Source organism: Bacillus alkalicellulosilyticus (assembly GCF_002019795.1).
Classification (GTDB): Bacteria; Bacillota; Bacilli; order Bacillales; family Bacillaceae_F; genus Bacillus_AO; species Bacillus_AO alkalicellulosilyticum.
Window position 1 is genome coordinate 3,818,955 of record NZ_KV917381.1, and the last position, 14,030, is coordinate 3,832,984.

16 protein-coding genes are annotated in these 14,030 nt (G+C 38.0%); 3 read left to right on the plus strand and 13 right to left on the minus strand.

From position 1 onward, the window contains the following. Window positions 1-65: 65 nt before the first annotated feature. The 8 genes from BK585_RS19110 to queD form a co-directional block, all read right to left on the minus strand. Window positions 66-866, minus strand: coding sequence for a DUF1444 domain-containing protein (locus tag BK585_RS19110; protein ID WP_078556914.1), 801 nt, complete (start codon window positions 864-866; stop codon window positions 66-68). A 109-nt stretch (window positions 867-975) separates the two neighbouring features. Further along, on the minus strand, window positions 976-1,302 hold the full coding sequence (locus BK585_RS19115) for a thioredoxin family protein (protein WP_078555531.1): 327 nt from the start codon (window positions 1,300-1,302) through the stop codon (window positions 976-978). Window positions 1,303-1,313: 11 nt separating this feature from the next. Then, a complete protein-coding gene (locus BK585_RS19120; RefSeq protein WP_078555532.1) occupies window positions 1,314-2,342 on the minus strand; it encodes a PTS sugar transporter subunit IIC in 1,029 nt (342 codons plus the stop codon). Window positions 2,343-2,370: 28 nt separating this feature from the next. After that, a complete protein-coding gene (locus BK585_RS19125; RefSeq protein ID WP_078555533.1) occupies window positions 2,371-2,880 on the minus strand; it encodes a hypothetical protein in 510 nt (169 codons plus the stop codon). 238 nt (window positions 2,881-3,118) lie between these two features. Next, window positions 3,119-4,192 carry a M42 family metallopeptidase gene (locus tag BK585_RS19130; protein WP_078555534.1) on the minus strand — a complete coding sequence of 358 codons (1,074 nt, stop codon included), beginning with the start codon at window positions 4,190-4,192 and terminating at the stop codon, window positions 3,119-3,121. A gap of 306 nt (window positions 4,193-4,498) precedes the next feature. Beyond that, window positions 4,499-5,188, minus strand: coding sequence for a 7-cyano-7-deazaguanine synthase QueC (gene queC, locus BK585_RS19135; RefSeq protein WP_078555535.1), 690 nt, complete (start codon window positions 5,186-5,188; stop codon window positions 4,499-4,501). A 2-nt stretch (window positions 5,189-5,190) separates the two neighbouring features. Next, a complete protein-coding gene (locus tag BK585_RS19140; RefSeq protein ID WP_078555536.1) occupies window positions 5,191-5,919 on the minus strand; it encodes a 7-carboxy-7-deazaguanine synthase QueE in 729 nt (242 codons plus the stop codon). Continuing rightward, entirely contained in the window at window positions 5,912-6,388 is a 477-nt protein-coding gene (gene queD, locus BK585_RS19145; RefSeq protein ID WP_078555537.1) for a 6-carboxytetrahydropterin synthase QueD, read from the minus strand. The genes BK585_RS19140 and queD overlap by 8 nt, the downstream gene beginning before the upstream one ends. 167 nt (window positions 6,389-6,555) lie before the next feature. On the opposite strand from queD, the gene BK585_RS19150 reads away from it, so the two are divergent. Further along, a complete protein-coding gene (locus BK585_RS19150) occupies window positions 6,556-6,861 on the plus strand; it encodes a PepSY domain-containing protein (protein ID WP_419095550.1) in 306 nt (101 codons plus the stop codon). 203 nt (window positions 6,862-7,064) lie between these two features. Here BK585_RS19150 and BK585_RS19155 read toward each other — a convergent pair whose 3' ends face one another. The 5 genes from BK585_RS19155 to trmB form a co-directional block, all read right to left on the minus strand. Then, complete coding sequence (locus tag BK585_RS19155; RefSeq protein ID WP_078555538.1) at window positions 7,065-8,936, minus strand: PTS fructose transporter subunit IIABC; 1,872 nt, start codon at window positions 8,934-8,936, stop codon at window positions 7,065-7,067. A 14-nt stretch (window positions 8,937-8,950) separates the two neighbouring features. Continuing rightward, window positions 8,951-9,859: a 1-phosphofructokinase gene (gene pfkB, locus BK585_RS19160; protein WP_078555539.1), complete on the minus strand. Its 909-nt coding sequence runs from the start codon at window positions 9,857-9,859 to the stop codon at window positions 8,951-8,953. Beyond that, window positions 9,856-10,611: a DeoR/GlpR family DNA-binding transcription regulator gene (locus BK585_RS19165; protein ID WP_078555540.1), complete on the minus strand. Its 756-nt coding sequence runs from the start codon at window positions 10,609-10,611 to the stop codon at window positions 9,856-9,858. Before BK585_RS19165 ends, pfkB begins: the two co-directional genes overlap by 4 nt. Window positions 10,612-10,792: 181 nt before the next feature. Further along, the gene (locus BK585_RS19170; protein WP_078555541.1) at window positions 10,793-11,638 is read right to left on the minus strand and encodes a YtnP family quorum-quenching lactonase; all 846 of its coding nucleotides are present in this window, start codon (window positions 11,636-11,638) and stop codon (window positions 10,793-10,795) included. Between the two features lie 280 nt (window positions 11,639-11,918). Continuing rightward, window positions 11,919-12,557, minus strand: coding sequence for a tRNA (guanosine(46)-N7)-methyltransferase TrmB (trmB, locus tag BK585_RS19175; RefSeq protein ID WP_078555542.1), 639 nt, complete (start codon window positions 12,555-12,557; stop codon window positions 11,919-11,921). A 226-nt stretch (window positions 12,558-12,783) separates the two neighbouring features. On the opposite strand from trmB, the gene BK585_RS19180 reads away from it, so the two are divergent. Next, window positions 12,784-13,590: a hypothetical protein gene (locus BK585_RS19180; RefSeq protein WP_078555543.1), complete on the plus strand. Its 807-nt coding sequence runs from the start codon at window positions 12,784-12,786 to the stop codon at window positions 13,588-13,590. A gap of 72 nt (window positions 13,591-13,662) precedes the next feature. Beyond that, entirely contained in the window at window positions 13,663-13,986 is a 324-nt protein-coding gene (locus BK585_RS19185; protein WP_078555544.1) for a YtzH-like family protein, read from the plus strand. Window positions 13,987-14,030 lie beyond the last annotated feature (44 nt).

Genomic DNA, 14,030 nt, shown 5'->3' on the forward strand with positions numbered 1-14,030 from the left:
ACACGAACCTTTAATGCAAAGACTATGAATTTGAATTAATTGTACCACATATTTTGAATGATGAATCAAGGCTGTTTTGGTTTTCTTTGCGCTAATATAAACGTAGGTTCAAGCTCTCCATTATCATAAAGAAACGGCAACGGAGTAATCGGTATATTTCCCGCATTAAAAAAATGAAACGTCATTTGCGCAAGTACATCATATCCTGTGTCATTTTGAATATCTGCAATGATTAAGACATCCTGATGAGGAGTAGCGACTGCCATTTTTCCAGAAATCTCTTTAGTCATTTTCGTTAAAAACGCCTCATTTAAAACTCGACTGGCGTCATAGCCGTCTTTGCTATTTAGAAAATAAAATGCATTGCCTGCTACAGTATCCTGCTTTAATGTATAAGGGAGCGCACGAAGGTTAAACAAGGCCATTTCTTTAATGTCTTCTTTCTTGAGCGGACTGGCCTCAACGATACTTTGATCAAGTAACACATAGGAATCACCGATATCAATCGAATAATAAATTCGTGTTTCACTCGTATGCTCGTCAAATAATAACTTTTTCCCATCCTTTGTTTCTTCCGGAAACGAAGTTGATCGGATCACAGGGAATATTGATTTTTCATTTCCCTCAATACGAATCGTTTCATTCATCGCAGCCAGCGCTTTTTCAACATATTGAATAGCTTCCTCTAACGCCTTTTCTTTTTTTTGTGCATACTTTGCTACCAAGGGACTTAATGATAGAGTTACGCCTTTCTTCGTCAGTTTATTTTCTATTCTAAGCTTTTGTTCTTCTCTATTGTAGACAATGTTTCGATCTGCCTGTTCAAACTTCTCAGTCAGTAATTGCTTTAACTCGGTTACTTTCATTACAATTCCCTCCAAAAACGATATTGTTATTATTGTAACACTCATCTCCCCAAATACAGAAAGGGGGTGCTTTAAAAGGTTTCTTTTTCCTTTTAAAACACCCTGTGCATTACGATATCTGAGAGATTGCATCCGCTATAAATGCTTCAATCTCCTCTTTCGTTTTTCTATCACGACTAACAAAGCGTTTGATTTCTACTCCATCATTATAAAAAATAAAACTTGGAATTCCAAAGACATCTAATTCCTGGCATAGGTCAATGAGTTGGTCACGGTCCGCATAGAGGAAAGTAACATTTGAATATTTTTGCTCAATCTCTGGTAAAACCGGTTCGATAATTCGACAATCTGGACACCAGTCAGCTGAAAATAGCACGACTGAAGCGCCTTTTGAAATTCCATGTGAATACGCTTCTTTTGTTTCTATCGGTTTCATACTACACTCTCCTACTGTTCAATTTTCATATCACCTGGTTTAATCCAATTCTTTTTTCGCAACCATTCTGATACAGCCAAACTTATAATGACTGGGCCAATAAAGTGAAGAAGAACTACAACTAATAGAACATTCATTGAAAATCCCATATCTGTAAATGTCATAATTTGACCGACAAATCCACTCGTCCCCATACCGGCTCCGGCAGGGTTATTAGTCATTTGAAAAACAACAGTGGCAAGAGGAGCTAATATAATCCCGGCTACCGTGGGCGGAATTAATATCAGTGGATTTTTTACGATATTCGGCACTTGAAGCATCGACGTCCCGATTCCAAGGGCAACAAATCCAGATAAGCCATTTTCCCGGTAGCTACTCGTTGCAAAACCGATCATTTGAGCTGCACAGCCAACAGTAGCTGCTCCTGCTGCAACACCACTTAATTCTAGCATAATCGCAATGGCCGCACTTGATATCGGTGCTGTCAGTGCCAATCCCATTAAGGTGGCCACTAACATTCCCATTAACAAAGGTTGTTGTTCCGTCGCCCACATGACCAAAGAACCGAAATAAGTCATCATTGATTGTATACCTGGGCCAATATAAGACGCAACAAAATAGCCCGATGCAATTGTAACAAAAGGAGTTACAATAATATCGACCTTCGTTTCTTTTGATACTAACTTTCCGATTTCAGTTGAAATTACAGCACTCACAAAAGCCCCAGCTGGTCCTCCTAATTGAGCTCCGGCAGCACCACTTACAATCGCCGAAAATAAGACGAGGCGAGGGGCTTTTAAGCCGTAAGCAACGGCTACCCCTATAGCTGGCCCCATAAGTCCCATGGCTAATGTCCCCATGTCTTCAAGCGGTAACCCAATGAAGTCAATAGGCGTTCTGGCTAATTGCTGTCCTATCGTCCGGATAATTAATCCAATAATTAATGAAGAAAATAGGCCTAATGCCATATAGCTTAATGCGGTAATAAAATAAGTACGTAAAGAAAGTTCAATCCCTTTTTTCTTTAAAAATTCCATCATAACTACTGCCTCCTAGGTGAGATATACCTCAATTATAGGAAAGGCTATGAAGAACCTCCATCATAACGGTAACACTTTCCTCTAAGTTACTGTTTACCGTTATTGTTGACACTTTTGCTCCACCAATACCCGCAATTACTTTAAATTCATCCTCGTTTTCTTCACTAATGATTAAATATGCTTGTTTTTCCGTTCCTTCATATGTCTCAAGAAGTAAAGGTTCTTGTTCAGCTTCCATATCCCTTTGCAGGTTTAACGTACTGTCTAACTCTTCTACAGGATTAAAAAACAAAAGAAATAATTGCTCATCTTTTTCAAGAATTAAATTGTATTCCGTCTCATCTCTAACGCCCACTGCCTCAGACGTATAGTAAGAAACCTGCTCTGCTTCGACATTTGGTTCAGGATAAGTAGCAGTAAAACTATCAGAAAATGCTATTGTAGAAGCCTCTAATAATTCATCCGTTGTAGCTTGGCACCCAGAAGTTAATGTTAGAAACAATAAGAATAAAAAAATATAATTTCTTTTAATAAACACAGGTAGCTCCCCTTACGTCTTGGTTTTACTTTCAATTCATCATACCTTGAAAGGCTTTCCATTGACAAGAGCCAACTCTAAAATTGTCGAAAACCATTGAATAAGAGTTGAACAAAAGGTGGTTTTTTATAAAACTCTAAGCCATGAGCGGAACCGCCACCATCTTTTAAAAGTGTAATGAGGATGGGACAAAAGTTTTTTTTACCTTTTGTCCCATCCTCTGCTTCCATTCCGTTATTTAAACACCTTTATTTATAAGGTCTACTGTATTCTTATCTGTTTCCATAATCAATTTTACAAGTAGTTCCTTAGCTGCTGCATAGTCATCAATATGAATAATAGAAGCTGATGTATGAATATACCTTGAGCAAATACCGATCACCGCTGACGGAACTCCCTGACCAGAGACATGAACTCGGCCTGCGTCAGTGCCTCCTTGCGAAATAAAAAATTGGTAAGGAATTTGGTTAGATTCTGCCGTATCAAGTATGAATTCACGCATTCCCCGGTGCGTAATCATCGTACGGTCAAAAATCCGTAACAATGCTCCTTTTCCAAGATGACCAAATGCATCTTTTCCACCAGTTGCATCATTTGCTGGACTAGCATCAAGTGCATAGAAAATATCTGGCTGTATCATATTCGCCGCTGTTTGCGCTCCACGTAAACCAACCTCTTCTTGTACAGTGGCTCCTGAATATAATACATTTGGATTTTCCTTGCCCTCAAGTTCCTTTAACAATTCAATCGCTAACCCCACCCCGTAGCGATTGTCCCAAGCCTTCGCTAAAATTTTCTTTTTATTGGCCATAGGAGTGAAAGGACAAATCGGAACAATTTGTTGTCCTGGCTTAATTCCTAAAGCAATCGCATCGTCCTTATCGTCAGCTCCTATATCAATGTACATATTTTTTAAGCTCATCGGTTTATTTCGCTGTGCCTCTTGTAACAAATGAGGTGGTGTTGAACCTATCACTCCTATTACTGGACCATTTTCAGTAATCACATGAACCCGTTGCGCTAGTAGCACTTGACTCCACCAACCGCCCAAGGTCTGAAAACGCAATAGCCCTCTATCCGTTATTGAAGTTAAAACAAAACCAACTTCATCCATATGGCCTGCTACCATGACTTTAGGGCCCTGTTCACTTCCACGTTTCACACCAAAGATACTTCCTAGGCGATCTTGAATGATTTCATCTGTATACTTAGAAAGCTCTCCTTTTACAAAACGACGAACATCGTGTTCAAAACCTGGCGCACCTGAAAGTTCTGTTAATGTCTTAAAAAGCTGTAGTGTATCCTGATTCATGAGTGACTCCTTTCCCGCACCTTATTTCTTTTCATTTTACAGAAGGCATCAGTAATTTTCCACTTGTATCGATTTTAATCTCAACGGGACAGGGTTGTATTTAATAGAATAAGGGTTGATATAGATAAAAAGAGGGACACTAGCTAAAACATCTGCACTGGCTTCACTCGCCACAAAGCAAGTTGTAAGAAAAACCACTTACAACTTGCTTTAAAAGAAGGTGGCGGTTCCGCTCATTGCTAAGAGGGTGGGACAAAAGGTTTATTACATCCTTTTGTCCCACCCTCTTGCATTCCTTATGTTTGTTTACCAATTAACCTTAATTTCATATGCAATTGGATCTTTTCCGTTTGCTTCTTTAAATCCTTTAATTCTCAGCAAACAACTATCGCATTTTCCACAAGCGGTTTCGCCTCCATTATAACAGGAGGTCGTTAGGTGATACGGCACCTGCAGTCGAAGTCCTTCTTCTATTGTTTCTTTCTTTGTTAAGTGAATAAGAGGCGTTTCAATAGAGAGACTTCCCCCGGTTACGCCCTGTTTCGTGGCTAGGTTAACCGTTTCTGTCATACTAGTAATAAATTCCGGACGGCAATCTGGATAACCACTATAATCCACCGCTGAAACACCAATGTAAATCGCTTCTGCTCCTATCACTTCTGCATATGCACTCGCCAATGCTAAGAAAATCATATTACGAGCAGGTACATATGTGGATGGAATCGAATCAGCTTCATATTCCATGTCAGTTGGGACAGGTATGCTAGAATCTGTTAATGCACTTCCACCAATTTGCTGAAGAAATCCAATATCAACAATTCTATGGTCTTTCGTATTATAAAACTGGCTTACTTTTTGGGCTTGCTGAACTTCAATGTTATGCTTTTGTCCATAATGAAAGGTAATTGGATAAAGTTCATATCCTTTTTCTTTAGCGATTCCCATGCAAGTCGTGCTATCAAGTCCCCCACTTAATACAATCACTGCTTTTCTCACGACTAGACCCCCCTTTTATCTGGATCCCAAATGATTTTATGAAGCTGTAAACTTACTTTGACGTCTGCCAAACCTAGAGCGATTACTTTTTGAACCAGTTTTTCAGGAGGCATCGTTTCCCAGACAGGGCTAAACAACACTTGACCTTTTTGCACAAACGTCTCGACCACTTCTACCGCTCGTTCAAAATCAACATCATCTGCAATGACAAACTTTATCTCATCACCATCGTATAAGTAAATGAAGTTGTCCATTATCATTTTTTGTTCTTCAGCCGAGCCTGGAAGCTTATAATCTAATATAAAGCGTACCTTATCTTGCCAGCCATTATCTTTTTGCCTAATCTCTTCAAATGGTTGCAGGTTTATGGCTCCGTTCGTTTCTACATGGATATCTGAAATATGTTCTAGTTCAGTTAAAGCCATAAGTAAAGCAGCTGACTTCTTACCATGTATAAGTGGCTCTCCCCCTGTAAAACAAATACGCTTACTTTTATATTGTTTCACACGCTCGATTATTTGTTCAATCGTCGCATGAAACTCTGGCTTCGCTGGAGCATAACTATATGACGTATCACACCAAGTGCAACGCAAATTGCAATGGAAAACGCGGACAAAAACAGTCGGATACCCTGCCGCACTCCCCTCTCCTTCAACGGTCTCAAAAATCTCAACCATTGGGAGTTCCCATTGTAAATACTCTTCCTTATTAGAAATGTCCCAACTACTCATCCGCTTCCATCCATTCCCGCTTAATCGATGCGTAGCTAGTTGGAGTTTCATATAATACTAGTTCTTCGAGCCTTGTTCCAATCGCTTTTAATCCTTCAGCTACGAGCTTTTCGTCAAGCTGCTCCCAAATCCAAACAATCATATTTTCAGCGGTTGTGTTCATGTTTGGTAGTACATCATTTAAGTACCTATGGTCCAACTTATCTTTTATAACATCATTAAACATCCGTTTAATATCAGAAAAATCAACAGATATACCAATGTCGTTAACAAACCCACTCATTGTAACGACGAGTTTGTACGTATGGCCATGAAGACTCTTACACTTTCCGTCATAACAATGTAAATGGTGAGCTGCATCAAAGGTAAACTCCTTTGTAACAGCTATTCGTTTATGATGATATTTAAGTTCATGTTTCTGAATATCTACACCAAATGTTTCAACTTTCTTTGGAATTTCATATTGCATTCTACACACTCTCCCTAGTTTTGTTTTGTGAGGGGAGGGAATTTCGAACCCTCAACAACTTACCTATCATAACAAACTTTTTCAAAATGAAAAAGGGGGACGGTTTTGAAATGTAATCTGAATTGGGTATACTAGAAAATAGAAATGTAATGAAAGGTGGAATTATTTTGGGAATGAAACGATTCGTCCTCGGTTTGGGCATCGGAATTGCTGCAGGCATGTTTCTTAAAAATAGAACTACAGATAACAACATTCAACCTGAACGAGCGTTAAAAATGGTCAAACAAAACTTAGCGAATAAGGTTAATATTACTGGAGCTTGGATTCATATGATTCCTGAATCATTTGAAAAAGAAAACATTGACTATACTGTTTACCGTGGTGGAATCACCACAACGGACAACGACGAAAACACTCAATATGATTTTGTTGTTGACTCAAAAACAGGAACAATCCTAGAACTAGTGGAATAAGAAAAGCGACAAAGTCGCCTTTTTTAGAAACAAGGAGCGTAGCCACTGCCTTTTTTAAAGTGTTTTACAAGTGCTTTTTTTGTAAAACACGCGCAGTGCGCGAAGCCCTTGTCCTTCTGTGAATAAGCTTACAACGCATCATTGAACGTCAACCATCTTTTCTTTCAAAAAACTGCTGAGCACTATGCTCAGCAGTTTTTCCTTTACACGACTTTCTTTTTCAAAAAACCTAACAATAGTGCTGTTACCACTGATCCTATAATGATAGCAAGTAAATATAAAAATACGCTTCCTTGTACAATCCACACTACAAATATTCCACCATGTGGGGCAGGCAGTCCAATTCCAAACATCATCGTTAATGCCCCTGCTATTGCAGAACCGACAATAATTGAAGGAATGACTCGTCCTGGATCAGCCGCAGCAAACGGGATTGCTCCTTCTGTAATAAAAGTGGCTCCCATAATATAATTTGTTTTTCCTGCTTCTCTTTCTTGTAGAGTAAACTTATTTCTAAAGATTGTTGTCGCTAACGCAATTCCAAGTGGAGGAACCATACCCCCAGCCATAATTGCAGCGTGTGGACCAAAGTTTCCAGCATCGATCATCGCGATTCCGAACGTAAATGCCGCTTTATTAATCGGTCCACCCATATCAACAGCCATCATTCCTCCAAGGATAATTCCAAGTAACACTGCGTTTGCTGTGGTCATTCCACCTAACCAGTTTTCAAGCATCATATTGAATGCACTCACAGGTCCAACGACAACCTCAGACATAATTACACCTGTTATTAAAATCCCGAAGAAAGGAAAGATTAGTATCGTTTTTATCCCACCAAGTGAACGAGGAAGTTCTTTGAAAACATAACGTAATAAAACAACTAAATAACCGGCTAAGAACCCTGCAATAATTCCACCTAAAAATCCAGCTCCACCTGTTAGAGCCAGTAATCCACCAACCATACCTGGAGCTAAACCTGGTCTATCCGCTATACTCATCGCAATAAACCCAGCTAAGACAGGAATCATTAAGTGAAAGGCATTGCCTCCCCCAATTGTCATTAATAGCTCTGCAATCGGATGGTAACTTTCATGTTCTGGGTCAAAGGCTTGGATTCCAAAAACAAAAGATAGCGCAATTAAAATCCCTCCACCAACAACAAACGGTAGCATGTTGGAAACACCATTCATTAAATGTTTATAAAAGCCTGTTCGCTGACGCTCTTGCTTTGGTCCCTTTTCACTTGAATCTTCACCATGATATATAGGTACATCGCCAGAGCTTGCTTTTTCAAGTAATTCTTTTGGTTTACGAATCCCGTCAGTGACACCCGTATTAATTACTTTTTTCCCTGCAAAGCGGTTCATATCAATCTTTGTATCTGCAGTAACAACAATCGCATCTGCTTCTTCAATTTCTTTGGCAGTTAATTGATTTTTTACACCGTCAGAACCGTTCGTTTCTACTTTAATATCGATTCCAAGTTCTTGAGCTTTTTGTTTAAGAGCGTCTGCAGCCATATACGTATGAGCGATACCCGTAGGACAACCTGTCACTGCCAAAATCTTTTTACGAGTGCCTCCGCTTTGATAGGATGTTGATTCTTCTTTCGCTTTTTCTGCTTCTTTTCTATCAATCGCTACTAGAATTTCATCTTCGTTTCTTGCCTCTAGTAAAGAATTCCGGAAGTCCTCATCAATCAGTAAAGTCGATAAACGAGCAAGTGTTTCAAGATGCTCATTGTTCGCACCTTCACTAGCAGCAATCATAAAAAACAGATGACTAGGCTTATTATCTAACGCCTCATAATCTATACCTGCTGTTGAGCGGCCAAAAGCAATTGCTGGCGTTTTAACTGCTGCAGACTTTGCGTGAGGAATCGCAATCCCTTCACCAATTCCTGTAGTTGTTTGAGCTTCCCTTGCTAAAATCGCTTTTTTGAATTCCTCTCTATTATGCAATCTACCTGCGCGGTCCAGCTTAGTAACTAATTCATCAATGACACCCGCCTTTGAAATTGCAGTTACATTAAGAATCATTGTCTCTTTTTTCAACAAATCTGAAATTCTCATTTTACGTTCCTCCTTTATTGTTCAACTATTGAAATTTGTTGTTGAAGTACTTCCACTTCTTCTTTTGAACAAAATCCGTCTGAAAATGCACTAGCGCTTCCTGCCGCTACGCCATATTGAAAAGCACTTTTGACATGTTTCGTTTGAAGATAATTTGCTAAAAAACCCGCCACTACAGAATCGCCCGCACCAACTGAATTTTTCACTTGTCCCTTAGGTACGTTTGCTACAAAAGTGTGTTTTTTATTTACAAAAAGCGCTCCTTTTTCAGCAAACGAGACAACTATATTATCAATACCTTGGTTGACTAACTGCTTCGCATAAGGAATCGCCTGCTCAACTGTTTCAATTTGAACCCCAAATAATTCTCCCAGCTCATGATGGTTTGGTTTGATAAAAAACAAATTCTCTTTTAAAGCATCTTTAAATGCACTTCCACTAGTATCTAAGACAATTTTCGTGTTTTTTCTTTTAGCTACTTCAATTAAGGATGAATAGATCGTACTGGGTAGGGATGAAGGAATACTTCCTGCTAAAACTAATATATCCTCTTGCGTGAGGACTTCAAGGTTCTCAAGTAACCTCTCGATGCTTTCCTCAGGAATGAGTGGACTAGAACCGTTAATTTCAGTTTCAAACTCACCTTTAATCTTAATATTAATCCGTGTGTCTCCAGCTACCTCAATGAAATTTATCTCCACGCCTTCATTTTGAAGTGAGTTTTTTATAAAAGCTCCTGTAAATCCACCGATAAATCCAGTGGCTATACTAGAAACCCCAAGTCTGTGTAAGACTCGCGATACATTTATCCCTTTTCCACCAGGTTGCTTACTTTCTTCCTCTGAACGGTTGAGTTGCCCGAGGAATACATTTGATTTGATGATATAGTCAATAGATGGATTAATCGTCACTGTATAAATCATAGCTTCACCACTTCTGCCTCTGTTTTTTTTCTAAGTTGTTCGATAACATTGTCCTCTACTTTATCACTCAAAATAAAAGTAACCTCTTCAATACAAGCAAATTTTGAAAAGTACGTTTCCCCGAATTTTGTATGGTCGGTTACGATATACGCTTTTTGTGAATAGGAGATAGCCGTTTCTTTTATAAGCGCTTCTTGTGGGTCTGGAGTTGTTAATCCTAACGATAAATGAATTCCATTCGTACCAATGAACGACTTGTCAAAACGAAAGTTTTCCAACCCTTGAATGGCCCCTCTTCCTACGAAAGCTCTTGTTCCTGATTTCACTGTGCCTCCTATAACATGGGTCTCTATCCCATGGTCTAGAAGCAAAGGAATATTATTAACACCATTAGTGACAACGACACAATTTTTATCTTTTAGATAAGGAATCATTTCTGAAATGGTAGTACCAGCATCAAGAAAAATACAGTCTCCTTCTTCTACGATACTTGCTGCTTTTTTTGCGATCGCTTTCTTTTCATCTTTGTTTTGAACCTCTCGTTCAGCTATTGTCGGCTCTGAAAGACGTTTTGATAAAAGCGAGGCACCACCATGTATGCGCTTTAATTTATTTTGTTGTTCTAGTTCTGTTAAATCACGACGAATAGTAGATTCAGATGCTTCTGTTCGATCAACTAGTTCTTGAATTTTGACAATCTGTTTATCTTTTAACAATGAAAGAATAAATTGTTGACGCTCAAATGTTAGCATAAAACCCACCTCAACTACTGTTTGATTGTAGTATATCATAAAAACAGTCATTTTCAATCATTTTTATTCATTATCAATCATATTCTTTTAAAAACACTCAAAACAAACAATAAAAAAAAGCACTTCCACAGGTACAAGAATACCCTTAGAATGCTTTTATTATTTATTGTCCGTTTGTCAGTTACTTTCTCTCTCTAACTACCGAATCTATCATTTGTTTAGATGTATCCCATTGAACTGCGCGGTAACAAGCATCATGGTAAAAAGTAAACCACACCTCTTGGGCCATGCCACCTTCCATCCAAATTTGTTTCTGTTCTATCGACTTCATAGGATAATCATCATAAGCCAATACCCACAACACATGATTGTGCGCATGGGTAGGCATGATATCTGCCATATGGATAATCTTTTGCTCGCCATTCTCTATCATGACAATGGAGTGACCAGCACTGTGTCCGCCTGTGTGTATCATTTTCACCCCTGGCATCACTTCATGTTCACCCTTAAAGGTAGTGACTTTTTCCTCTATTGGTTTCCAATTTTGTTCCCAATATGTGTTTTTTGACCGGATATTTGGATTCTTCATTTCATTCCATTCAATTTCATTCACAACTATGTCAGCATGTTCAAAGGTAGGCACAAGATTTCCATCTATTACTTTTGCTAGTCCACCTACATGGTCAAAATGCATATGAGTCATCAGGACAATATCTATATCTTTTGTTGTTAACCCAATTGAATGTAAATCATCTTCAATATAGGATTGTTCTGAAATTCCATAATTCCGGAGTTGCTTTTCCGTATATCTCCCATTACCTAGACCAGCATCAATTAAGATATTTTGAGTTCCCGTTTGTAGTAAAATAGGGTCACAACGTAACTCAATTTGATTTTTATCATTCGCTGGATATTTTTTATGCCATAAGGCTTTAGGGACGACTCCAAACATTGCGCCACCATCCAAATACGTTACTCCACCACGTAGCCAAGTTAACGTCCACCCATTCAGTTGCAACTGCTCCACTCGCCTCACCCCTTTTTTACTTGTCTTTTATCTTTTATATTATATATGATTTATCCATAAGAAAAAGGAGTCATATAGAAAGGGAGGGCAATGTGCGTAACCGTTGCATATTTTTAAAGCCTGCTACGAGTGGGTTTCTCGTAGCAGGCGGGCAACGAGTGGAGCCATTGCAACCATAATCAAAGGCATTGAAAAAGTTGGTTTGTACTTTTTCAGTGGCCTCGTAGAAAGGTATTAGGTACACCCCTTTTCACATAACTCCTAGTAATCTAAATGGCAATTACCTATAAACGGCTTCACATCTGTAAATCGGCATACCTTTTTGTGAGAACTTTTCTTCATATTCCGTCATAACATTTCCTTCGAAATCACTTTGGTGTAAGTTTAGACTTACATTTTGAAGGACCATTCCATATAAAGAAAAGCTATGTAAGGAATATTCAAATAACGCTTGATTGTCAGTTTTTAAATGTACTTCTCCCTTTTCTTTCATGATCGATTGATACTTTTCTAAAAAATCTTTGTACGTTAATCGACGTTTTTCATGTCGTTTCTTAGGCCATGGGTCAGTAAAATTAATATATACTCTAGACACTTCATTATTTTCAAAAAAAGAAAGTAGTTCGGTAACATCTTCATTTAATAATTTCACATTATTTCGTTTCGATTGCGAAATACGTTCAAGTGCGGTAAGAATAACACTATCATAGCGCTCCACACCAATATAATTTATATCTGGATTTTGCTCAGCCATCTTAGTTATAAACTGTCCTTTTCCAGTTCCTACTTCGACATGTATAGGGTTTTCGTTTCCAAATAGTTCCTTCCACTTTCCCTTACCTTCCTTCGGATCAGGAATGACAATCGAAGGATTGTTACGAATCTCATCCTTCGCCCATGGTTTATTACGTAATCTCATCTTGCTCACTTCCTTAGACATTTGCTCTGTTTTATCACAATATCATAACACAAATGATGCAGTAACGTTAGATATAGGTTTCTACGTTTGAATAGAAACATACATAAACAAAATGAATTAGCCCGAATTACTCTTCATTAGTGTACAGTCCTCGATTTTGATTTTGTACTGATTTTTGCATGATGAATATAAATCTAATAAAATGATAGAGAAAGGATGTGAACCCATGTTAAACCAACCACAATTTGTTTACAGTTATACGATTCCCTACTATATAAACGAACATGGTGAAAGTTTAGAGCAATTTGTATCTGAAAAAACCTATGACCTCTTTTTAGCTGCTCAAACCCACATGAATAATACGTTATTTGTTATACATGGAGACTTACATCCTCACGGCCCCCAATATGGCGAAGTTACTGATGTTTTGTTTGACCGTGATAAAGTTCTGCTTATCCTTGGCACTAAGGATTTAGTAGAGTATACAAACGAAATACTAGATATTTCGATTGCCCATGAACTCGTCAAAATTACTAGGTTTTCAGCCAACGAGTTTTTCCATTTCACTTATCGTTCCAGTACACCTGAATCTATTCAAGTTTTCGTGGACGATTTTCAGCACGTGATTAAAAGTATTTCTATTAGTAAACACCTTAATAAACACGGGTACCGCATTGAAGAACGCGAACAACAATTTTTCAAAGACCTGATTGCGAATAAACAGTCCCTTTCCTTTGATGATAATGTATATAATGATGAACGTTTTATTTTTATTGTAAGCCGTTTATTATATTTGAAATATATCAATAGCGACATGTTCTCATCTATAAAACAACAATTACATACCACATTACCAATGTTGTTTATTTATGTTCACGAAATAGATAACTGCATAAAAAAGTATAACCTCTCTACAAATAAAGGACAACAAAAAGCGCTATTACGTCTCTTTCAAGAAAAGAATATACAAAAAGAGATCGTATTATTAAAAATTGATGATGTACCTCATTTTACTATCAACATACAACAATAATAAAGTTAATGATTAACCTTGTCCAAAAGCGGGTAAATGTTTTATAGCCGCTTTACGGAGGAGGATGGTACCGTGAAAAAATTTGTTGATACAGAAAAAATCATCTTGATTCTAAAAGCTCAACTAGAGGCCGTTGATAGTAGCAGTGACCAATTCTCTATACTAAAGGATGAGATTGAAAAAGTAGTAACCATGGAGGAAATTGACCCAAATTTCAAAGGAACCTTACAAGAAATTAAATCCTATGTTTCAACTGCAGCGAACAGTCACTCCTATAAGGAACATATTAAATTGAATGACCTTAACATTAAACGTTGGATTGAAGAACTAGAACGCTTAATGCGCAGTGAAGCTGTAACGATTGATTATGAACAACGAAAAGGACGAGAAATTTAAGGATATTTTTATAAAACAAACACATCCTAACATTTAGAAAGGAT

What these genes read in the sequence shown, in the direction of transcription:
- BK585_RS19110 (WP_078556914.1), bottom strand. Translation starts at nt 866, where the DNA reads ATGAAAGTAACCGAGTTAAAGCAATTACTGACTGAGAAGTTTGAACAG.
- BK585_RS19115 (WP_078555531.1), bottom strand. Translation starts at nt 1,302, where the DNA reads ATGAAACCGATAGAAACAAAAGAAGCGTATTCACATGGAATTTCAAAA.
- BK585_RS19120 (WP_078555532.1), bottom strand. Translation starts at nt 2,342, where the DNA reads ATGATGGAATTTTTAAAGAAAAAAGGGATTGAACTTTCTTTACGTACT.
- BK585_RS19130 (WP_078555534.1), bottom strand. Translation starts at nt 4,192, where the DNA reads ATGAATCAGGATACACTACAGCTTTTTAAGACATTAACAGAACTTTCA.
- BK585_RS19140 (WP_078555536.1), bottom strand. Translation starts at nt 5,919, where the DNA reads ATGAGTAGTTGGGACATTTCTAATAAGGAAGAGTATTTACAATGGGAA.
- queD (WP_078555537.1), bottom strand. Translation starts at nt 6,388, where the DNA reads ATGCAATATGAAATTCCAAAGAAAGTTGAAACATTTGGTGTAGATATT.
- BK585_RS19155 (WP_078555538.1), bottom strand. Translation starts at nt 8,936, where the DNA reads ATGAGAATTTCAGATTTGTTGAAAAAAGAGACAATGATTCTTAATGTA.
- pfkB (WP_078555539.1), bottom strand. Translation starts at nt 9,859, where the DNA reads ATGATTTATACAGTGACGATTAATCCATCTATTGACTATATCATCAAA.
- BK585_RS19165 (WP_078555540.1), bottom strand. Translation starts at nt 10,611, where the DNA reads ATGCTAACATTTGAGCGTCAACAATTTATTCTTTCATTGTTAAAAGAT.
- trmB (WP_078555542.1), bottom strand. Translation starts at nt 12,557, where the DNA reads ATGAGATTACGTAATAAACCATGGGCGAAGGATGAGATTCGTAACAAT.
- BK585_RS19180 (WP_078555543.1), top strand. Translation starts at nt 12,784, where the DNA reads ATGTTAAACCAACCACAATTTGTTTACAGTTATACGATTCCCTACTAT.